Below are 16,167 nucleotides of genomic sequence, written 5' to 3'. Positions count from 1 at the left end.
TTTCATCGGGCGGCGGGGGGGAGAGAAAGGGAGGGGAGGGAAGGGAGGGGCCAAGGGGAAACTGGGGGGTCGGGGGTGCGGGGGCTGTTGTGTGTCGGCAGCCGGGGCGGGCGTTGTCGGTGCGTGCGGGGGCGTTGAGGGCGGTGCGGTGAGCCGGTGCCGGGCCGCTCAGCCGTGGCGCTCACCGGTCGGCGGCGCAGGGTGCCCAGGAGGCCGAGGTCCGCAGCCGACGGGAGGCGGTGGCCGTGGTCGTGGCCGCGGCCATGGCCGTCCTCGCGGGCCGGTCGCGCAGGAAGGTGAGCAGCGCGCGGGCGGCGGCGTCGTTCTGCCGGAACGCGGGGGCGTTGGTACGGGGCCGGGCGAACGCCGTGGCCGCGCGGGCGTCGGTGTACGGCCCCAGGGCGAAACGGCGCGGGTGCGGGCGTCCCGCGCGGTCCAGGATCCGGGCGTCGGCCGGATCGACGGCCAGCAGCCCGCCGGGGGTGGCCGCCGCGCCGTCGGCGTACAGAGCGCGCAGCAGCGGGTCCCGTGTCCGTGCCACGGACGGTGCGGGCAGCCGTGCCTCCACCAGCGCGCGGGCTTCCACCGTGGCCCCGGGAACGCTCGCGCCGGCCGCGCGGAACAGTCCGCGTTCCGCGTCGGCGGTGACGGTGGTGTCCGGTCCCAGGAAGCGCACCACGCCGGCGCGGGAGAGCGCGAGGAGCTGCCACAGGCGCGGGCCGGGCGGTCCGGAGGCCAGGAAGCCGAAGAAGCCGTGCCACCAGGGGCCGGGGTCGCCAAGGCGCAGGAGCTGTCCGTACACCGACCGCAGGGCGTGGAAGACCGCCAGGTCCGGGCTGTGCGCGGGGTCATGACGCCGGGTGAGGTCGGCCTCGATGTGAGCGCGTACCGCGTCCTGGAGGGCGTCGGTGTCAGGGAGGCGGAGACCGGCCAGCGGGCGGTCCAGCGCGTCGGGGTCGAACCGGTCGGCGGGGTCGGGGACGGCGGCGGCGACCAGGGCGTGCAGTGCCGCCTCGCCCGGCTCGGTCAGGGCGTACTTCTCCTCGAAGTCGCTCCAGTTCATGGCTGTCCGTCCGGGGTGGTCGTGGAACAGCCGGTGGTAGTGGGCGTAGGCGAGTTCCTTGGCCACCTGCGGCCACACGTGGCGCCGGAAGTCCCAGCCGCCGGGCCGGGCGAGCAGCGCGTCCACGCGCTCGGGGCCGAAGAAGCGCGGCAGCGCCGGCTGTTCGTCGCGGCCGTCGTAGCCGATCTTGGAGTGGTAGGGGACGCCGCGCCGCGAACCGACGTACAGCAGCGGTTCCCGCCCGGAGGGCCGGTAGACCGGCACGCCGTCGGCGCCGGTCGTGTACGAGCCGCCGCGGCCCTGTGTCAGCAGCACCATCAGGTCGATGAAGGCGAGGCCGAGGCCGCGTACGATCACCGGTTCGCCGGGCGGCAGTACGAGCAGGTCGCTGTCGGCGGTGGGCTGCGGCGGCAGGTAGGTCAGGTGGTGGCGGGCCGCGAAGCGGGCGAGCGCCCGCTGTTCGCGCGGCGGCTCGGGGTCCGGATGGCCCAGGGCCAGGACGACGAGATCGGCGATCAGCGGCGAAGGGCTCCCTTCGAGCCACACCTGCTGCTGTCCGTTGCGCGGACCCGCGACGCGTACCGCCCTGCGGCGGTGCTCGTGGACGGTGGTCCCGGGTGGCAGGGCCGCCACCGTCTGCCCGTACACCCACTCCAGGTAGGCACTTTGCACCTGCCGGGAGGGGAAGTCCTGGTCGCCCGACTCCGCTGCGGCGGCGACGAGTTCCGGGTCGGCGTCGAGGCCGGTTCCGCCCGTGCGCACCCGGCGCGCCCATTCGGCGAGCGAGGGTCCGGGCCGTACGGGCCCTTCCTGCTCGACGGAGGCGTCGGTGAACAGGGTGATGTCCTCGGCGGTGGAGTTCGTCCACAGCAGCGGGGACTGGTCGCGGCGCCAGGTCCGGCCGCCGCCGGGCGGGTACGGGTCGACCAGGTGCAGGTCCAGCGGCCCGGCACCGTACAGCTCGGGGGCGTTGGCGGCGATCCGCTCCAGGATCCCGGTCCCGCGCGGCCCGGCTCCGACGATGACGACGGCGGGCCTCATCGGACACCGGCCGGGACGAGGACGGGAGGGTGGAGGGCGAGGGCGAGGTCGCGACCAGGGTGGAGGGCGCGAGCGGGGCCGGGGTGGTTTTGACGGGGAGGCATGTGAAGGCTCCGTGAAGTCGGTGGAATGTCACGGGGATTGCGCCTTCACACGGGCGGTGCGGGCCGCGCCCCTCAGCACGACCGGCCCTTTGAGGCTATGGGGTGTGCGTGGCCCGCTGTCAAGGCCGCCCGGCGGGTGAGGGGCGTGTCACAAGCCGGTTGACGCGCCAACAGATGCCTGTTCCACTTGGCCGTATGCACACACGGCAGTGGCTGGTCACGCGCGACCACATCGACTTCGGTCGGGTGTGGTCCTCCTCCTGTACGAGCTGACGCCCTGCCCCACGCCCGTCGCCGCACCGGCCGGGCCGCTCTCCGGGGACAGCGTTCCCGGTCCCTCCGGGGACAGCGTTCCCGGCCTCTCCCGGGACAGCGTTCCCGGCCCCTCCCGGCCTCTTCGGGGACGAGTTCCCGACGTGGTCTCCCTTTGGAAGCCGCCTTCCCGCGAAGGCCCCTTCCTCCCCGTGCGCCTTCACGCCCCTCATGCTCCCCTCGCTCCGCACCTTCCCCTCACGTCTCACATTGCTCGCATTGCCCCCATCTCCCATGCCAACGGACATTCCGGTCACAGGCCGGCGATGGGGCAATGCCCGGAATGCCGCCCCTCGTCAACACAAGTCCGGTGACGACCCGTAGGTTCTCACCATGACGCCCGTCACATCGCCGCCTCCCCTGACTAGCCCCGGAGCTGACGACACGCCACCCTGTTTGCACCAGATGTGTCACGAACCCCCCGTGCGGCGGCTATCCACTTGGCACACCATCCGCATCATGGACGACCATAGAGGTGCGGACACACACGCCGCGGGTGAGAGGAGGCGTCAATGGGATCGGTGCGCAAGGCAAGTGCCTGGCTTGGCCTCGTCGACGACAACGACGACGAGCGCTACTACGACGACGACTACGCCGAGGGTCCCGAGCCCGAGGCGACGGGCGCCGGCCCCTGGGCGACCGACCCACGGGTACGGGTGGCCGACGAGGGGGCGCAGAACCAGGGCACCCGTATCGCCACCGTCACCCCCAGCAGCTTCCGGGACGCGCGCGGCATCGGCGAGCTGTTCCGGGACGGCGTACCGGTCATCGTCAATCTGACGTCCATGGAGCCCGCCGACGCCAAGCGGGTGGTCGACTTCGCCGCCGGGCTGACCTTCGGGCTGCGCGGCTCCATCGAACGGGTGGCGACCCGGGTCTTCCTGCTCACGCCCGCCGACTACAAGGTCCTCAACGGCGAGACGAACGGCCGCCGCGGCGAGGGCGGATTCTTCAACCAGAGCTGAAGCGCCCGACCGGGAGGCCGCCTCGACGCCCCCGCCCTCCCGGCCGGACGGCCGCCCGCCGGACCGCCGCCCACCGGACCGGTTCCGTCACGGGACGCTCCCCGTCATCGGAACGTCTCCGGCTGCGTCCCCGTCATCGGTGCGTCTGCGGCTGCGTCTCCGTCAGCGGAACGCGTCCAGCCCGGTGAGCGCCTTGCCCAGGACGAGCTGGTGCATTTCGACGGTGCCCTCATAGGTGAGCACCGACTCCAGATTGGTCGCGTGCCGCATGACGGGGTATTCGAGCGAGACCCCGTTGGCGCCCAGGATCGTCCGGGACGTGCGGCAGATCTCGATCGCCTCCCGTACGTTGTTGAGCTTGCCGAAGCTGATCTGCTCCGGGCGCAGGGTCCCCTCATCGAAGCGCCGCCCCAGGTGGTGGGCGAGGAGTACGCCCTTGTGCAGCTCGACGGCCATGTCGGCGAGCTTGGCCTGGGTGAGCTGGAAGCCGCCGATCGGCCGGCCGAACTGCTCGCGGGTCCGGGAGTACTCCAGTGCCGCCTCGAAGCAGGTGCGGGCCGCGCCCATCGAGCCCCACACGATGCCGTAGCGGGCGTGGCTCAGACAGCTCAGCGGTCCGCGCAGGCCGCTCGCGCCGGGCAGCAGGGCAGCGGCGGGCAGCCGTACCTCGTCCAGGACGAGTTCGCTGGTCACGGACGCGCGCAGGGACCATTTGTGCCGGATCTCGGGGGCGGTGAGGCCGGGGGTGCCGGCGGGCACGAGGAAGCCGCGGATGCCGTCGTCCGTACGGGCCCAGACCACCGCGACGCCGGCGACCGACCCGTTGGTGATCCACATCTTGCGGCCCGTCAGCACCCAGTCGGTGCCGTCCCGCTTGGCGTACGTACGCATGCCGGCCGGGTCGGAGCCGTGGTCCGGCTCGGTCAGCCCGAAGCAGCCGATGACCTCGCCGGCGGCCATCCGGGGCAGCCACTCCTGCTTCTGCTCTTCCGAGCCGAAGCGGTGGATCGCGTACATGGCCAGCGATCCCTGGACGGAGACCAGGGAGCGGATGCCGGAGTCGGCGGCCTCCAGTTCCAGGCAGGCCAGGCCGTACTGGACGTGCGAGGCGCCCGCGCAGCCGTAGCCGTCCAGGGACATGCCCAGCGCGCCCAGGGCGCCCAGTTCGCGGGCCAGCTCGCGGATGCCGGGCACCTCGCCGCGCTCGTACCACTGCGCGATGTGCGGCAGCACGCGGTCGGCGGCCCACTGCCGGACGGTGCCGCGGACGGCGCGGTCCTCGTCGCTGAGCAGGTCGTCCAGGCCCAGCGGGTCGCTGGGGTCGAACGGCGGCGGGGCGGATGCGGACATGGCGGGGCCTCCGGCGGTGCTGGGCGCGCGAAAACTAGCGGTGGTAGTCACTCGCGTCCGACGGTACGGTCCACCGCGCCGCACCGACAAGGGGCACCCGGCCGCAGGACCACCGGCCGAACGGCCCGTCGACAGGCCCCGGACGCGGCAACAGGCCCCGGGCCGCGTCGACAAGCCCCATGTCCCGTCCGGCGGCGCCGGGGGTCAGGACCCGGCGTTCGCCGCCGCGGTGGCCGCCTCGCGGCCCTGCCCCTGGGTGCCCTCGCCGTCGGCCCGCTCGGCGGGGTCCGCGGCCCGGCGCGGCAGCCGCAGCGCGATCCCGGCGCCGGTCAGCAGCAGCAGGGCGCTGGTGATGAGGGTGACGTGCAGCCCGTGGAGGAAGGAGCCCCGGGCCGCCTCGCGCAGCACCGCCCGGGCGCTCTCGCCGAGGCCGGACGCCACCTTGTACGCCTCGCCGAGCGAGTGGGAGGCCGCGGACGAGGCCCGCTCCGGTACGCCCTCCACCCGCGCCAGGCCCGGCGCGTAGGCGGCGTTCATCACGCTGCCCAGCAGGGCCACGCCGATGCCGGCGCCGAGCTGGTAGGAGGTCTCGCCGATCGCCGCGGCGCCGCCGGCCTGTTCGGCGGGGGCCTCGCTGAGCATGGATTCGTACGCGCCGAACAGCGTGGTCTGGAAGCCGAAGCCCAGGAGCACGAAGCCGAGGGCGAGCAGCCAGAAACGGTCCTGCTCGTCCATCGCGGTCAGGCACAGCACGGCGACGGCGGTGAGCACGAAGCCCAGCGAGACCATGACGCGGGGGCCGACCGCCTGGAGCACGCGGGAGCCCGTCAGGCCGGCGGCCATGGCGGAGAAGACCAGCGGCAGCAGCCGCAGACCGGTCTCCAGCGGGCTCAGCCCGAGGACGAGCTGGAGGTACTGGACGGCGATGAGCTGGAGGCCGACCAGGGCGAGCATCGCCAGGACGATGCAGCCGACCGAGGTGCCGAAGGCCGGGCGGGCGAACAGCCGCAGGTCGATCAGCGGGTGCCGGCGCCTGCGCTGGCGGCGTACGAAGACCAGGAGCAGCAGCGCGCCGACGGCTATGGGGCCCAGGGTGGTCGCGTCCAGGACCGTGGTCCCGCTGCCGACGCGTTTGACGCCCAGGACGACGCCCAGGACGCCCAGGGCCGCGATGACGGCGCCGACCACGTCCCAGGGGCCGTTGCGCTCGCCCCGGGACTCCGGCAGCAGCCAGCGGCCGACCAGCAGCATCACCGTCATCATCGGGAGGTTGATCAGGAAGACCGAGCCCCACCAGAAGTTCTCGACGAGGAAGCCGCCGAGGACCGGGCCGACGGCGGCGCCGACCGCGGCCACCGCGCTCCACACGCCGATCGCCACCGCCCGCTCCCGCCGGTCGGGGAAGACCTGGCGCAGGATCGACAGCGTCGCGGGCATGATCATCGCGCCGCCGATGCCGAGGAGGGCGCGCGCCACCATCAGGATCTGCGGGTTGGGGGCCAGCGCAGCGCCGGCCGAGGCCAGTCCGAACAGGCCGTAGCCGAGCAGGAGGATGCGCCGGCGCCCGACGCGGTCGCCGAGCGTGCCGAACAGGATGAGCAGCGACGCCGCTATCAGCGGATAGACGTCGACGATCCAGAGCAGTTCCACCGGTCCGGGACGCAGGTCCTCGGTGACCGAGGGCACGGCCACGTAAAGGATGGTCGTGTCCAGCGCGACGAACAGCAGGCTGACGCACAGAACGATCAGCACGGTCCAGCGGTTCGCTCCACTGCCACTGCCTCGCTGTCGGGGAACACCTGCCGTCCGCTCACTGCCGGACGCGGTCGTCCCGGACATACGCACCTCCTGTCATGCTCTCGCGGCCACGGATCAGGGCGCGAAAACGCCCCGGCGAAACCGGTGGCACGGGCGAGTTGAGACGTCAGACTACGCGAGTCGCGAGGGGTGACGCGTGGCTCACCTCACGATGAGACGCTCATCGCAAGGTTCCGCGGTTCCCATACCCGCTGTGCGGAAGGCGGACTCGCCCGGTCCGGACACGGCTCGCGCCGCGGCCGGCCGCCGTCGGACACCAGCGTTCCACGAGCCGGGGCGCGGCACGTACGCGGGTCCCCGGATTTCGGACATGTGCCCCGCAGATGTCCGCTGCCTGGATAATCGACCGGGTGAATGATCTTGTTTCCGCCGCCGGCGAGCGGGTGTCACGGGGCCGCGGTGCGCGGACCGCGCTGCGCCGCGCCGCCCCCGCCCTGCTCGCGTACGCCGCGGTCCGGGCGCTGGGCGTGCTCGTCCTGGCGCTGTGGTCGGCGGCGGACGGCAAGAACTGGCACACACTGCTCACCGCCCGCTGGGACGCCCTGTGGTACTCCCGCATCGCCGAGCACGGCTACGGCTTCACCGTCCATGCGGCCGACGGCGGCGTCCACAGCGATCTGGCCTTCTTCCCGCTGCTGCCGTGGCTGGAAAAGGGCCTGTCGGCGCTTTCGCCGCTGTCCGCGGCGGACGCGGGCATGGTGGTGGCCTGGGCCTCCTCGCTGTGCGCGGCCTGGGCCCTCTATATGACCGGCGAGCGCCTGTACGGGCCCCGGGCGGGGGTGGTGCTGGCGGCGCTGTGGGCGGCGCTGCCCGTGGGGATCGTGCAGTCGATGGCGTACTCGGAGTCGCTGTTCACCGCGCTCGCGGCGTGGAGCGTGTACGGGGTGCTGAGCGGGCGGTGGGTGGCGGCGGGCGCGGGGGCGGCGCTCGCCGGGCTGACCCGGCCGGTGGGTGCCGCCGTGGTGGCCGCCGTGTGGGTCAGCGCGGCCGTGACGCTGTGGCGCGAGCGGTCCGGTACCGGGCGGCAGTACGGCACCGGGGAGCGGTCCGGCACTGGGGAGCGGTCCGGCACCCGAAAGCGCCGGGGGCCGCCCGGCGGTGCCCCCTGGCCGGCCCGCCGCCACCGGCACCGGCGGATGCTGGCGGGTGTGCTGCTCGCACCGCTCGGCTGCCTCGGCTACGTCACGTGGGTGGGGGTACGGCGCGGCAGCGTCACCGGCTACCTGGACGTCCAGGAGGGCTGGGACAACGGGTTCGACGGCGGCGTCGCCTTCGGCCGCTTCGTGGCGGACCTGATCACCGGCTCCGCCGTCGCGGCCGGCCTCGGGCTGCTGGCCGGCGTCGCGCTGGTGCTGTGGCTGTACGGGCTGTGCCTGCGGCGGCGCCAGCCGGTGCCGCTGCTGGTCTACTGCGGCCTGGTGCTGCTGCTCGCGCTGACCGCCAAGGGCTACTTCGGTTCCAAGCCGCGGCTGATGCTGCCCGCCTATCCGCTGCTGCTCCCGGTCGCGGCGGGGCTGGCACGGTGGGGTCCGGCGCGGTCGGCACCGCTGATCGGTGCGCTCGCGGCGGGTTCCGCGGTCTACGGCGCCTTCTGGCTGAACGGTTCGGGCCCTCCGTGAGCCGGACCTGATGAACCGGACCTCGTGAACCCGATCCCGTGAGCCGGACCTCGTGAACGGATCTCCGCGACCGGAACCGGGCCTTCCGTGACGCGTTCCCGGGAAACGGACCGCGACGCCCGTGCGAATCCGGGATAAACTCCGTCCACGAAAAGGAAAGAGGCCGCACCGGGCCCGTCCGCGCGGCGGCGGTGGCAGGTTTCGAGGGCTCCGTGAATTCTTTCCGAAAACCGTTGCCGGGCGTCTGGTTTGAGACGCATTCCACATCACATCGTCATTACAAAGCTCACAGTTCGACCGGGCGGCTACATCACACGCGGTAACGTCGATTGAGTGCGTACCGATGACAAGCTCGACCAGATGGAGGAGCGGCCGACCGATCGCGCCCGACCACTGATGACCCGGACCCGCCTGTGGCTGTTCTGGGGCACGCTGGCGGTCTACGGGGTGATCGTGGTCGGTGTGCTGGCCACGTCATGGCTGGTCACATTCGACTGGCAGGTCATGTTCTTCCGGCCGTACAAGCAGTGGCCGCAGATCCACGCCTTCCTGGACTACTTCGTGGTCCTGGGGCAGCGCGGCCCCACCGCGCTGGCGGTGGCCTCCTGGCTGGGCTGGCGCTGCTGGCGGCAGCGCAACCTGCATCCGCTGCTGGTCCTGGGCTCCTCGCTGCTGCTGCTGAACGTCACCGTGGGCGCCGCCAAGCTCGGCATGGGGCGGCTCGGTCCGCACTACGCCACGACCGTCGGCGCCAACGAGATGTGGCTCGGCGGCGATATATTCCCTTCCGGCCACACCTCCAACGCCGTGGTCACCTGGGGCGTGCTGGCCTACCTGGCCACCACCCCGCTGCGCCGCCGCACCCTGTCGGTGATCGCCGCGCTCGGCGCGCTGGGCGTCGGTATGACCACCGTCTACCTCGGTACGCACTGGGTCAGTGACGTCCTGCTGGGCTGGGCCGCCGGCCTGCTGGTGCTGCTCGCCCTGCCGTGGTTCGAGCCCGCGATGGCCTGGGCTGAGGCCCGGCTGATGGCCCTGTGGCTGCGGCTGCGGTCCGGCACGCTCCCGGCCGTCCCGGTCCCGGTGGCGCCGGCCAACGCCCGCGCCGGGGTCTCCGCCCAGCGTGTCGCCCCGGAGGAGGAGGCACTCGTACGCGAGACGGTGCCGACCGCCCCGGCCGCCGGGCGCGGCGCCACCCGGGCCCCGGACGGCTGGCCGCACCACCCGCCGCGGCCCCACACCTCCCGCTCGGAGCGCTCGCCGGTCACCCCGACCGGCAGCCGAAGACCGCCGCACGCCGACCGCGCACCGCGCACCGCGCCGCTGGGGCCGACCCTGGGCCGTGGACGCAGCGGCGGCTGAACACCGCCGGGCCCGGCCCCGGCACCCCGGCCCGCGGGGACGGTACGCACAGCCTCTTCCCCGCGGACGACGGCCCCGGCCGCTCCTTCCTGGAGCGCCGGGGCCGTCGTCTTCCGCCTGCGTGGATGCCGGCCGGCGCGCGGCTGCGGTGCGCGGTTCCGTACGGGGTCCGGTGCGGGTCAGCCCTTCCAGCTCCGCTGCACCACGCCGTCCTTCACCTCGAAGTTGAGGCGGCCCCCCAGGTATTCCATCGTGATGATCGTCCCCGGCGGCAGTGAGCGGACGGTGTTCCAGCCCCGCGCGCGGGCCTGTTCCTCGGCTTCTTCCTGAGCGAGACCGACATAGGTCTCGGGGTCGTCCTGCGGTTCGTAAGGCGGGTTCGGTACGGGAGCCATGACCTCACCGTAAGCGAGCGAACCGGCGCGCGGAAGGGCCGCCCGACCGCCCGCAGCCCCCCGGACAGCCCTTCATTGGTCACACTTGTGTCACAGAGAAGCGGCCCGCGTTTGCCGTAACTCCCGTCACCCGTACGTGCCTTCCACTGCCCCAACCGGGTGGTAAATAAAAGCGGCCGAATTCCGGCTTGCAGACATTCCGGAACGCGCCCGGAAAACAGTCCCGGTGGTACCGGAAAAATAATCCGCCGTCAGTAATGGAATCTCCTTGCCCGATGCGCGGCGACAGTCGTCGTGCGTCGGCCAACGGCACACAGGCCACACACATTTCCCGCACATCACTGCTCTCCGGCAGGTTTGGGCCATGGGTCGTGCGGTACACGGTGCACCGAGGAGCCCATGGGAGACAACACGCAGACACCAGATGACAGCGACCACCGAGCGGCGGCCGGCCCCACCATGCCGGAACTCCTGCGCGCGGCCCGGGAACAGCTCGCCGAGCTGACCGGACTGCGCCCCGAGACGGTGTCCCGGTTCGAGCGGACCGAGGACGGCTGGGTCCTGGAGGCCGAGGTGCTGGAGCTCGCCAGGGTGCCGGAGACCATGAGTCTCATGGCGCTCTATGAGGTGACCCTCGATTCGGAGGGTGTCCTCACGGGCTACCGGCGCGTCAGCCGCTATGAGCGTGCGAGAGGGAGACCACAGACATGACCGTAGTCCCGGCACAGCAGACCGGGGGCGGGGGTGGCACCAGTGGCCTGTACGACGTACTGGAGCTGATCCTGGACCGCGGACTGGTGATCGACGCGTTCGTCCGCGTCTCGCTGGTCGGCATCGAGATCCTGAAGATCGACGTACGGGTCGTGGTGGCCAGCGTCGACACCTACCTGCGCTTCGCCGAGGCGTGCAACCGGCTCGACCTGGAGACCGGCGCCAACAAGAGCCCCGGCCTGCCCGACGTGGTCGGCCAGGTCACCGAGTCCGGTGCCCGCGGCAAGTCCAAGGGCGCGCTGTCGGGCGCGGCCGAGACCTTCGCCGACGCCATCGGCCAGGGCCGGGAGAAGGCCGGCCAGACCGAGGAGCCGCGCAGGAGCCGGCGCACCACCTCCCGCAGGAAGGCGGAATCCGCGGACGAGCGAGGGGGAGAATCCGAGTGAGCACTTACGTCTACGGGATCGCCCGAGCCGACCACCCGGATCCGGAGAAGGAGATCCTGGGCATCGGCGCTCCGCCGCGGCCGGTACGGATCGTGCGGGCGGGCGAGCTGGCGGCGGTCGTCAGCGACTGCCCCGAGGAACTGCGGCCCAAGCGCCGGGACCTGCTGGCCCACCAGCACGTCCTGACCGAGGCCGGGACGGCGGGCGCGGTGCTGCCGCTGCGCTTCGGTTCGCTCTCCGAGGACGACGAGGCGGTACGGAGCGTCCTGGCCGAACACGCCGAGCACTACAAGGCCCAGCTCGACGAGCTCAACGGCCGGGTCGAGTACAACGTCAAGGCCGCGCACCGCGAGGAGTCCGTCCTGCGGATGGTGCTCACCGAGGAGCCGGAGATCCGGGCCCTGAACGAGGCCAACCAGGCGTCCGGCGGCGGCGCGTACCAGGACCGGCTGCGGCTGGGCGAGATGGTCGCCAACGCGGTACGGGCCCGCGAGGTCCGCGACGCCCACATCGTGGAGAGCGCGCTGACCCCCAAGGCCGAGCAGTCCGCTCCCGGGCCCGAGGGCTCCGGCTGGCTGGTGAACCTCTCCTTCCTGATCCGGCGCGAGGACGCGGCCACGTTCCTGGACGCCGCCGATCACCTCGGCAAGGAGCACCCCCACCTGGAACTGCTGGTCAACGGCCCGCTGCCGCCGTACAGCTTCGTCCGCCCGGCCCGTACGGCCCAGCCCGCGGAGTGAGGCGTGGGCCTGATCAGGGAGCTGCTGCTGCTCCCGGCCGCTCCCGTCCGCGGGACCGGCTGGGTGCTGCGGCAGGTCCTGGCCGAGGCCGAGCGCATCTATTACGACCCGGGCACCGTCCAGCGCGAGCTGATGGAGCTGGCGCAGCGGCTGGACGCCGGGGAGATCGACGAGGCCGAGTTCGACCGGCGCGAGGACGAGCTGCTGGACCGGCTGGAGGCCGCGCGCAAGCGGCAGTCGGGGCAGACCGGGCAGCCGGGGCAGCCGGGCCAGGGGCGGCAGTGGACACAGGAACAGCGGCCGGAGCAGGAGCAGCAGCCGGCGCCGGACCGGCAGGAGCCGTAGCGGGGCGGGAACCGGCACGACGGTCGAGCACCGCAGCGAGCACCGCGAGGACAAGGAGAGAACCGAGATGACGAATCGGCTGGCACTGGCGCTGGCCGTTGCCGGGGGCTATGTGCTGGGCCGTACGAAGAAGGCCAAGCTCGCCATCGGCATCGGCGGAATGGTCCTGGGCAAACGCCTCCAGCTCAGCCCGCAGCAGATCCTCGGGGCCGTCAACGAGAAGATCGCGGAGAATCCCCAGCTCGGGGAGTTGCGCGACCAGCTCCGCGGCGACCTCAAGGGCGTGGGCAAGGCCGCGACCGGCGCGCTGGTCACCCGGCGCCTGGACTCCCTGGCCAACAGCCTGCACGAGCGGACCCTGGACGTACGCGACCGGATCGACAGCGGGAAGCTGACCGGCGGGCTCACCGGCGAGGGCGAGGACGGGTCCGGCGCCGAGGAGGACAAGCCGGGCGAGGACACGTACGAGTCCCGGTCCGAAGGCGGGTCCGGGTCCCGGGGCGGCGGGGAACGGGGCCGTACGCGCGGGCGCGGCCGGACGCGGCGTACGCAGGAGACGGAGGCCGAGGACCGCGCGGACGCCGAGGAGACGGACGAGGCGGAAGGGGCCGAGGGGGACGAGGGCGCCGAGGAGGCAGCCGCGGAGGAGCGGCGGGCCAAGGGCCGGGAGCAGCAGCGCAAGCGGCCGGCGAAGAAGACCGCCCCGGCGGCGAAGAAGACGGCGTCCGCCGCCAAGAGGACCGCGCCGGCGGCCGGGAAGACGGCGTCGAAGACGGCATCTGCCGCCAAGAAGACCGCGGCCAAGCCCGCTTCCCGGCGGAACGGGGGTGGCGGCCGTGGCTGAGGCGGGCAAGGGCGCTGCCGACGGCAGCCTCAAGGACAGCATCCTCGGCAACCCGGCGGCCGACCGCCTCAAGGAGGAGGCCGCCGCGTTCGCCGCGGCACAGGCCCAGCGGCTGCTGATCTCGGCCGGTGAGCGGCTGGGCCGGGCGACCGTCAAGCTCCAGGACATCGCCGACGGCAAGAGCCCCGGCTTCACCCAGCTCGCCGTGAAGGGCGGGAAGAAGCTCGCCGAGGGCAAGGGGCCGCTGCGAGCGGCCGTCGAGGCCGGCGCGAGCAACGTCAAGGACCGCATCAAGGGCGGTGTGAAGGACCGTTTCCAGGACGTGCTGACGAGCGTGGGGGGCCGGCGCAAGGGCGGCGGTGGCAAGGGCCGGATCATCACCGTCGTCGAGGACACCGATGTCGGCGTGCCGGTGCGCGAGGCGTACAACCAGTGGACGCAGTTCCAGGAGTTCAGCACCTTCGCCAAGGGGGTGCAGGGCGTGGAGACCGTGGACGAGACCACCTCCAACTGGCGGGCGAGGGTCTGGTGGTCCACGCGGAGCTGGAAGGCGACCACCACCGAACAGATACCGGACCGCCGGATCGCCTGGACCTCCGAGGGCGCCAAGGGCACCACCAAGGGCGTGGTCACCTTCCATCCGCTGGGCGAGAACCTCACCCGGATCCTGCTGGTCATCGAGTACTCCCCCAAGGGCCTGTTCGAGAAGACCGGAAACATCTGGCGCGCGCAGGGCCGTCGCGCCCGGCTCGACCTCAAGCACTTCCGGCGCTTCGTGATGATGCGGGGCGAGGCCACCGGCGAGTGGCGCGGCGAGATCCGCGACGGCGAGGTCGTTCTGAGCCACGACGAGGCCCTCGAACGCGAGGAGGCGCGGAGCAAGCCGGCGGACGAGGAGTTCGAGGACGAGGACACGCCCGAGGAGGGCGCTCAGCGCGCCGAGGACGCCGAGGGTGCCGAGGACGAAGAGGACGCCGAGGACGGCTACGAGGCCGAGGACGAGGACGAGGCGGAGGAGGACCTGGAGGAGGACGACCTCGCGGACGAAGAACCCGCGGAGGAGGAGTTCGCCGACGAGGAGGACGAGGGCGCCGAGGCCGAGGAGCGGGAGCCGAGGGGCGAGGACGAGGACGAGGAGGCGTACGACGAGGAGGACGCAGCCGAGTACGAGCCGGAGCGCGTACGGTGACGTCCCAGGTACCGTCCCCCTACGGGTCGTCCAACGGCGGCGCCAACCTCGCCGACATCCTCGAACGGGTCCTGGACAAGGGCGTGGTGATCGCCGGCGACATCCGGGTCAACCTCCTGGACATCGAGCTGCTGACGATCAAGCTGCGGCTGATCGTGGCCTCGGTCGAGCGGGCCGAGGAGATGGGCATCGACTGGTGGCGCGACGATCCGACCCTCTCCTCCGGGGCGCGCCGGCGCGAACTGGCCGAGGAGAACGAACGGTTGCGGGCCCGTATCGCCGCGCTGGAAGGGCAGGAGCGGCGGGGGGAGCGGGAGGAGCTGGAGTGAGCACGCCGCAGGGACAGGCCCCGGACGAGCGGATACCGGAGAGCCGGAATCCGGAGGGCCGGGATCCGGAAGACCGGGAGCCGTGGCCGCTGCTGTACACGTACGCCGTCGCGCGGGCCGGCTGCCGGCCGCCGCAGGGCCTGTCCGGCGTCGCGGGCGCCCCGGTGGAGACCGTCTCCGAAGGCGGTCTGGCGGCCCTGGTGTCCCGCGTGCCGGCCGCCGACTTCGAAGAGGCCGCGCTCAAGGAGCACTTGGAGGAGCTGGACTGGCTGGAGCGTACGGCCCGCGCGCACCGCGCCGTGGTGGACACGGCCGCCGCGTCGTTCTGCGTCCTGCCCCTGCGGCTGGTCACCGTCCACCGTGACGAACGCGGGGTGCGCGAGGTGCTCTCGACGCACGCGCGGGAGTTCCTGGGCGCGCTGGAGGCGCTGGACGGCAGGGTGGAGTGGGGCGTGAAGGCGTACGCGGACGAGGCCGGCGCGTCCCCGCCCGCCGCCGAGTCCACCACTGAGCCCCCCACCGGCCCCGCCGCCGCACCCACCGGACCCGACGGACCCGCCGCACCGGCGGCGGCCGGTTCCGGCCGTGACTTCCTGCGCCGCCGGATCGCCCACCGCCGCGCCCGCGACGCCGCGCAGCAGCACGCCGACGACCTCGCCCGTACGGTCCACGCGGAGCTGGACCGGTTCGCCGAGCGCAGCCGGCTGCACCGGCCGCAGGACGCCCGGCTGTCGGGTGTGCCGGGCCGCAACGTCCTCAACGGCGCCTATCTGGTGCCCCGGGCGGACGCGGGCGCCTTCACCGCGCTCGTCGGGAAGCTGGCGGACCGCTCCACCGGCGTACGGATCGAGCTGACCGGCCCCTGGGCCCCGTACTCCTTCACCGGGCCGCCCGAGCCGGCCCACGACCACCGAAGAGGACAGGCATGACGGACGTCGTCACGGACCACTCCCCCCTCGCCGAACGGCAGATCGCGCTGGTCGACCTGCTGGACCGGCTGCTCGCGGGCGGCGCGGTCATCGCGGGCGACATCACGCTGCGGATCGCGGAGGTGGATCTCGTACGGATCGACCTGCGGGCACTGATCAGCTCGGTGAGCGCCCACGTTCCCTCTCCCTTCGATCCGCCGCAACTCCCCTCTCCCTCCGAGCAGTCATTCGACCAGTCAGAACAGTCAGAACAGTCAGAGGAGCCGCGAGCGTGACCCGACGGGTCGAACTGGACCAGGACACGGTGGAACGGGACCTCGTACGGCTCGTGCTCACCATTGTCGAGCTGCTGCACCAGCTCATGGAGCGGCAGGCGCTGCGCCGGGTCGAGCAGGGCGATCTCAGCGAGGACCAGGAGGAGCGGATCGGTCTGACGCTGATGCTGCTGGAGCGGCGGATGAACGAGCTGTGCGAGCGGTACGGCATCGAGCCGGACGAACTCAACCTGGATCTCGGCCCGTTGGGTCCGCTGCTCCCCCGGGAGTGAGAGGGTGCAGGCCCTCTCGCGCGAGCACCGCCCGCGCGAGCATCATGTGCTGACCCCG

The 16,167-nt window shown here is 72.6% G+C and carries 16 protein-coding genes and 1 pseudogene; 13 read left to right on the top strand and 4 right to left on the bottom strand.

Features of this window, described 5'->3' with window-relative positions; translation table 11 throughout:
* Positions 1–181: 181 nt before the first annotated feature.
* The gene (locus KGS77_RS29615) at positions 182–2,104 is read right to left on the bottom strand and encodes an FAD/NAD(P)-binding protein (RefSeq protein ID WP_242586188.1); all 1,923 of its coding nucleotides are present in this window, start codon (positions 2,102–2,104) and stop codon (positions 182–184) included.
* A gap of 928 nt (positions 2,105–3,032) precedes the next feature.
* On the opposite strand from KGS77_RS29615, the gene sepF reads away from it, so the two are divergent.
* Positions 3,033–3,485, top strand: a complete 453-nt coding sequence (gene sepF, locus KGS77_RS29610; protein ID WP_242586187.1) for a cell division protein SepF — start codon at positions 3,033–3,035, stop codon at positions 3,483–3,485.
* A 162-nt stretch (positions 3,486–3,647) separates the two neighbouring features.
* Here the strand turns inward: sepF and KGS77_RS29605 are convergent, their stop codons facing one another.
* Both KGS77_RS29605 and KGS77_RS29600 read right to left on the bottom strand, forming a co-directional pair.
* On the bottom strand, positions 3,648–4,835 hold the full coding sequence (locus KGS77_RS29605; RefSeq protein WP_242586186.1) for an acyl-CoA dehydrogenase family protein: 1,188 nt from the start codon (positions 4,833–4,835) through the stop codon (positions 3,648–3,650).
* 204 nt (positions 4,836–5,039) lie between these two features.
* Positions 5,040–6,674: an MFS transporter gene (locus KGS77_RS29600; RefSeq protein ID WP_242586185.1), complete on the bottom strand. Its 1,635-nt coding sequence runs from the start codon at positions 6,672–6,674 to the stop codon at positions 5,040–5,042.
* 329 nt (positions 6,675–7,003) lie between these two features.
* Between KGS77_RS29600 and KGS77_RS29595 the strand changes: the two genes are divergently transcribed.
* Together KGS77_RS29595 and KGS77_RS29590 are read left to right on the top strand one after the other, a co-directional pair.
* Positions 7,004–8,272 (top strand): glycosyltransferase family 39 protein, encoded by a 1,269-nt coding sequence (locus tag KGS77_RS29595; RefSeq protein ID WP_242586184.1) that lies wholly within the window; start codon positions 7,004–7,006, stop codon positions 8,270–8,272.
* 333 nt (positions 8,273–8,605) lie between these two features.
* A complete protein-coding gene (locus KGS77_RS29590; RefSeq protein ID WP_242586183.1) occupies positions 8,606–9,634 on the top strand; it encodes a phosphatase PAP2 family protein in 1,029 nt (342 codons plus the stop codon).
* Between the two features lie 179 nt (positions 9,635–9,813).
* Here the strand turns inward: KGS77_RS29590 and KGS77_RS29585 are convergent, their stop codons facing one another.
* A complete protein-coding gene (locus KGS77_RS29585) occupies positions 9,814–10,029 on the bottom strand; it encodes an I78 family peptidase inhibitor (RefSeq protein WP_242586182.1) in 216 nt (71 codons plus the stop codon).
* Positions 10,030–10,428: 399 nt separating this feature from the next.
* Between KGS77_RS29585 and KGS77_RS29580 the strand changes: the two genes are divergently transcribed.
* The 10 genes and pseudogenes from KGS77_RS29580 to KGS77_RS29535 all read left to right on the top strand — a co-directional run bounded on the left by KGS77_RS29580 (position 10,429) and on the right by KGS77_RS29535 (position 16,109).
* Positions 10,429–10,740 carry a gas vesicle protein gene (locus KGS77_RS29580; RefSeq protein ID WP_242586181.1) on the top strand — a complete coding sequence of 104 codons (312 nt, stop codon included), beginning with the start codon at positions 10,429–10,431 and terminating at the stop codon, positions 10,738–10,740.
* Positions 10,737–11,186, top strand: coding sequence for a gas vesicle structural protein GvpA (locus tag KGS77_RS29575; RefSeq protein ID WP_242586180.1), 450 nt, complete (start codon positions 10,737–10,739; stop codon positions 11,184–11,186). The genes KGS77_RS29580 and KGS77_RS29575 overlap by 4 nt, the downstream gene beginning before the upstream one ends.
* On the top strand, positions 11,183–11,926 hold the full coding sequence (locus KGS77_RS29570) for a GvpL/GvpF family gas vesicle protein (protein WP_242586179.1): 744 nt from the start codon (positions 11,183–11,185) through the stop codon (positions 11,924–11,926). Before KGS77_RS29575 ends, KGS77_RS29570 begins: the two co-directional genes overlap by 4 nt.
* A 3-nt stretch (positions 11,927–11,929) precedes the next feature.
* A pseudogene (locus tag KGS77_RS29565) lies at positions 11,930–12,151 on the top strand (gas vesicle protein GvpG); the annotation flags it as partial.
* 187 nt (positions 12,152–12,338) lie between these two features.
* Positions 12,339–13,115 carry a DNA primase gene (locus tag KGS77_RS29560; RefSeq protein ID WP_242586178.1) on the top strand — a complete coding sequence of 259 codons (777 nt, stop codon included), beginning with the start codon at positions 12,339–12,341 and terminating at the stop codon, positions 13,113–13,115.
* Positions 13,108–14,304, top strand: coding sequence for an SRPBCC family protein (locus KGS77_RS29555; RefSeq protein ID WP_242586177.1), 1,197 nt, complete (start codon positions 13,108–13,110; stop codon positions 14,302–14,304). The genes KGS77_RS29560 and KGS77_RS29555 overlap by 8 nt, the downstream gene beginning before the upstream one ends.
* Positions 14,301–14,633, top strand: a complete 333-nt coding sequence (locus KGS77_RS29550) for a gas vesicle protein (protein ID WP_242586176.1) — start codon at positions 14,301–14,303, stop codon at positions 14,631–14,633. Before KGS77_RS29555 ends, KGS77_RS29550 begins: the two co-directional genes overlap by 4 nt.
* Positions 14,630–15,562, top strand: coding sequence for a GvpL/GvpF family gas vesicle protein (locus KGS77_RS29545; RefSeq protein ID WP_242586175.1), 933 nt, complete (start codon positions 14,630–14,632; stop codon positions 15,560–15,562). The genes KGS77_RS29550 and KGS77_RS29545 overlap by 4 nt, the downstream gene beginning before the upstream one ends.
* Entirely contained in the window at positions 15,559–15,837 is a 279-nt protein-coding gene (locus tag KGS77_RS29540; RefSeq protein ID WP_242586174.1) for a gas vesicle protein, read from the top strand. The genes KGS77_RS29545 and KGS77_RS29540 overlap by 4 nt, the downstream gene beginning before the upstream one ends.
* Complete coding sequence (locus tag KGS77_RS29535) at positions 15,834–16,109, top strand: gas vesicle protein K (RefSeq protein WP_242586173.1); 276 nt, start codon at positions 15,834–15,836, stop codon at positions 16,107–16,109. Before KGS77_RS29540 ends, KGS77_RS29535 begins: the two co-directional genes overlap by 4 nt.
* The last annotated feature ends 58 nt before the right edge of the window (positions 16,110–16,167 follow it).

It is taken from the genome of Streptomyces sp. MST-110588 (assembly GCF_022695595.1).
GTDB lineage: Bacteria > Actinomycetota > Actinomycetes > Streptomycetales > Streptomycetaceae > Streptomyces.
The sequence above is the reverse complement of the archived record's forward strand: the minus strand, read 5'-3'. Positions and strand labels throughout refer to the sequence as shown.

Coding starts and splice junctions, on each gene's coding strand:
- KGS77_RS29615 (WP_242586188.1), bottom strand. CDS start 2,104: ATGAGGCCCGCCGTCGTCATCGTCGGAGCCGGGCCGCGCGGGACCGGG.
- sepF (WP_242586187.1), top strand. CDS start 3,033: ATGGGATCGGTGCGCAAGGCAAGTGCCTGGCTTGGCCTCGTCGACGAC.
- KGS77_RS29605 (WP_242586186.1), bottom strand. CDS start 4,835: ATGTCCGCATCCGCCCCGCCGCCGTTCGACCCCAGCGACCCGCTGGGC.
- KGS77_RS29600 (WP_242586185.1), bottom strand. CDS start 6,674: ATGTCCGGGACGACCGCGTCCGGCAGTGAGCGGACGGCAGGTGTTCCC.
- KGS77_RS29585 (WP_242586182.1), bottom strand. CDS start 10,029: ATGGCTCCCGTACCGAACCCGCCTTACGAACCGCAGGACGACCCCGAG.
- KGS77_RS29580 (WP_242586181.1), top strand. CDS start 10,429: ATGGGAGACAACACGCAGACACCAGATGACAGCGACCACCGAGCGGCG.
- KGS77_RS29575 (WP_242586180.1), top strand. CDS start 10,737: ATGACCGTAGTCCCGGCACAGCAGACCGGGGGCGGGGGTGGCACCAGT.
- KGS77_RS29560 (WP_242586178.1), top strand. CDS start 12,339: ATGACGAATCGGCTGGCACTGGCGCTGGCCGTTGCCGGGGGCTATGTG.
- KGS77_RS29540 (WP_242586174.1), top strand. CDS start 15,559: ATGACGGACGTCGTCACGGACCACTCCCCCCTCGCCGAACGGCAGATC.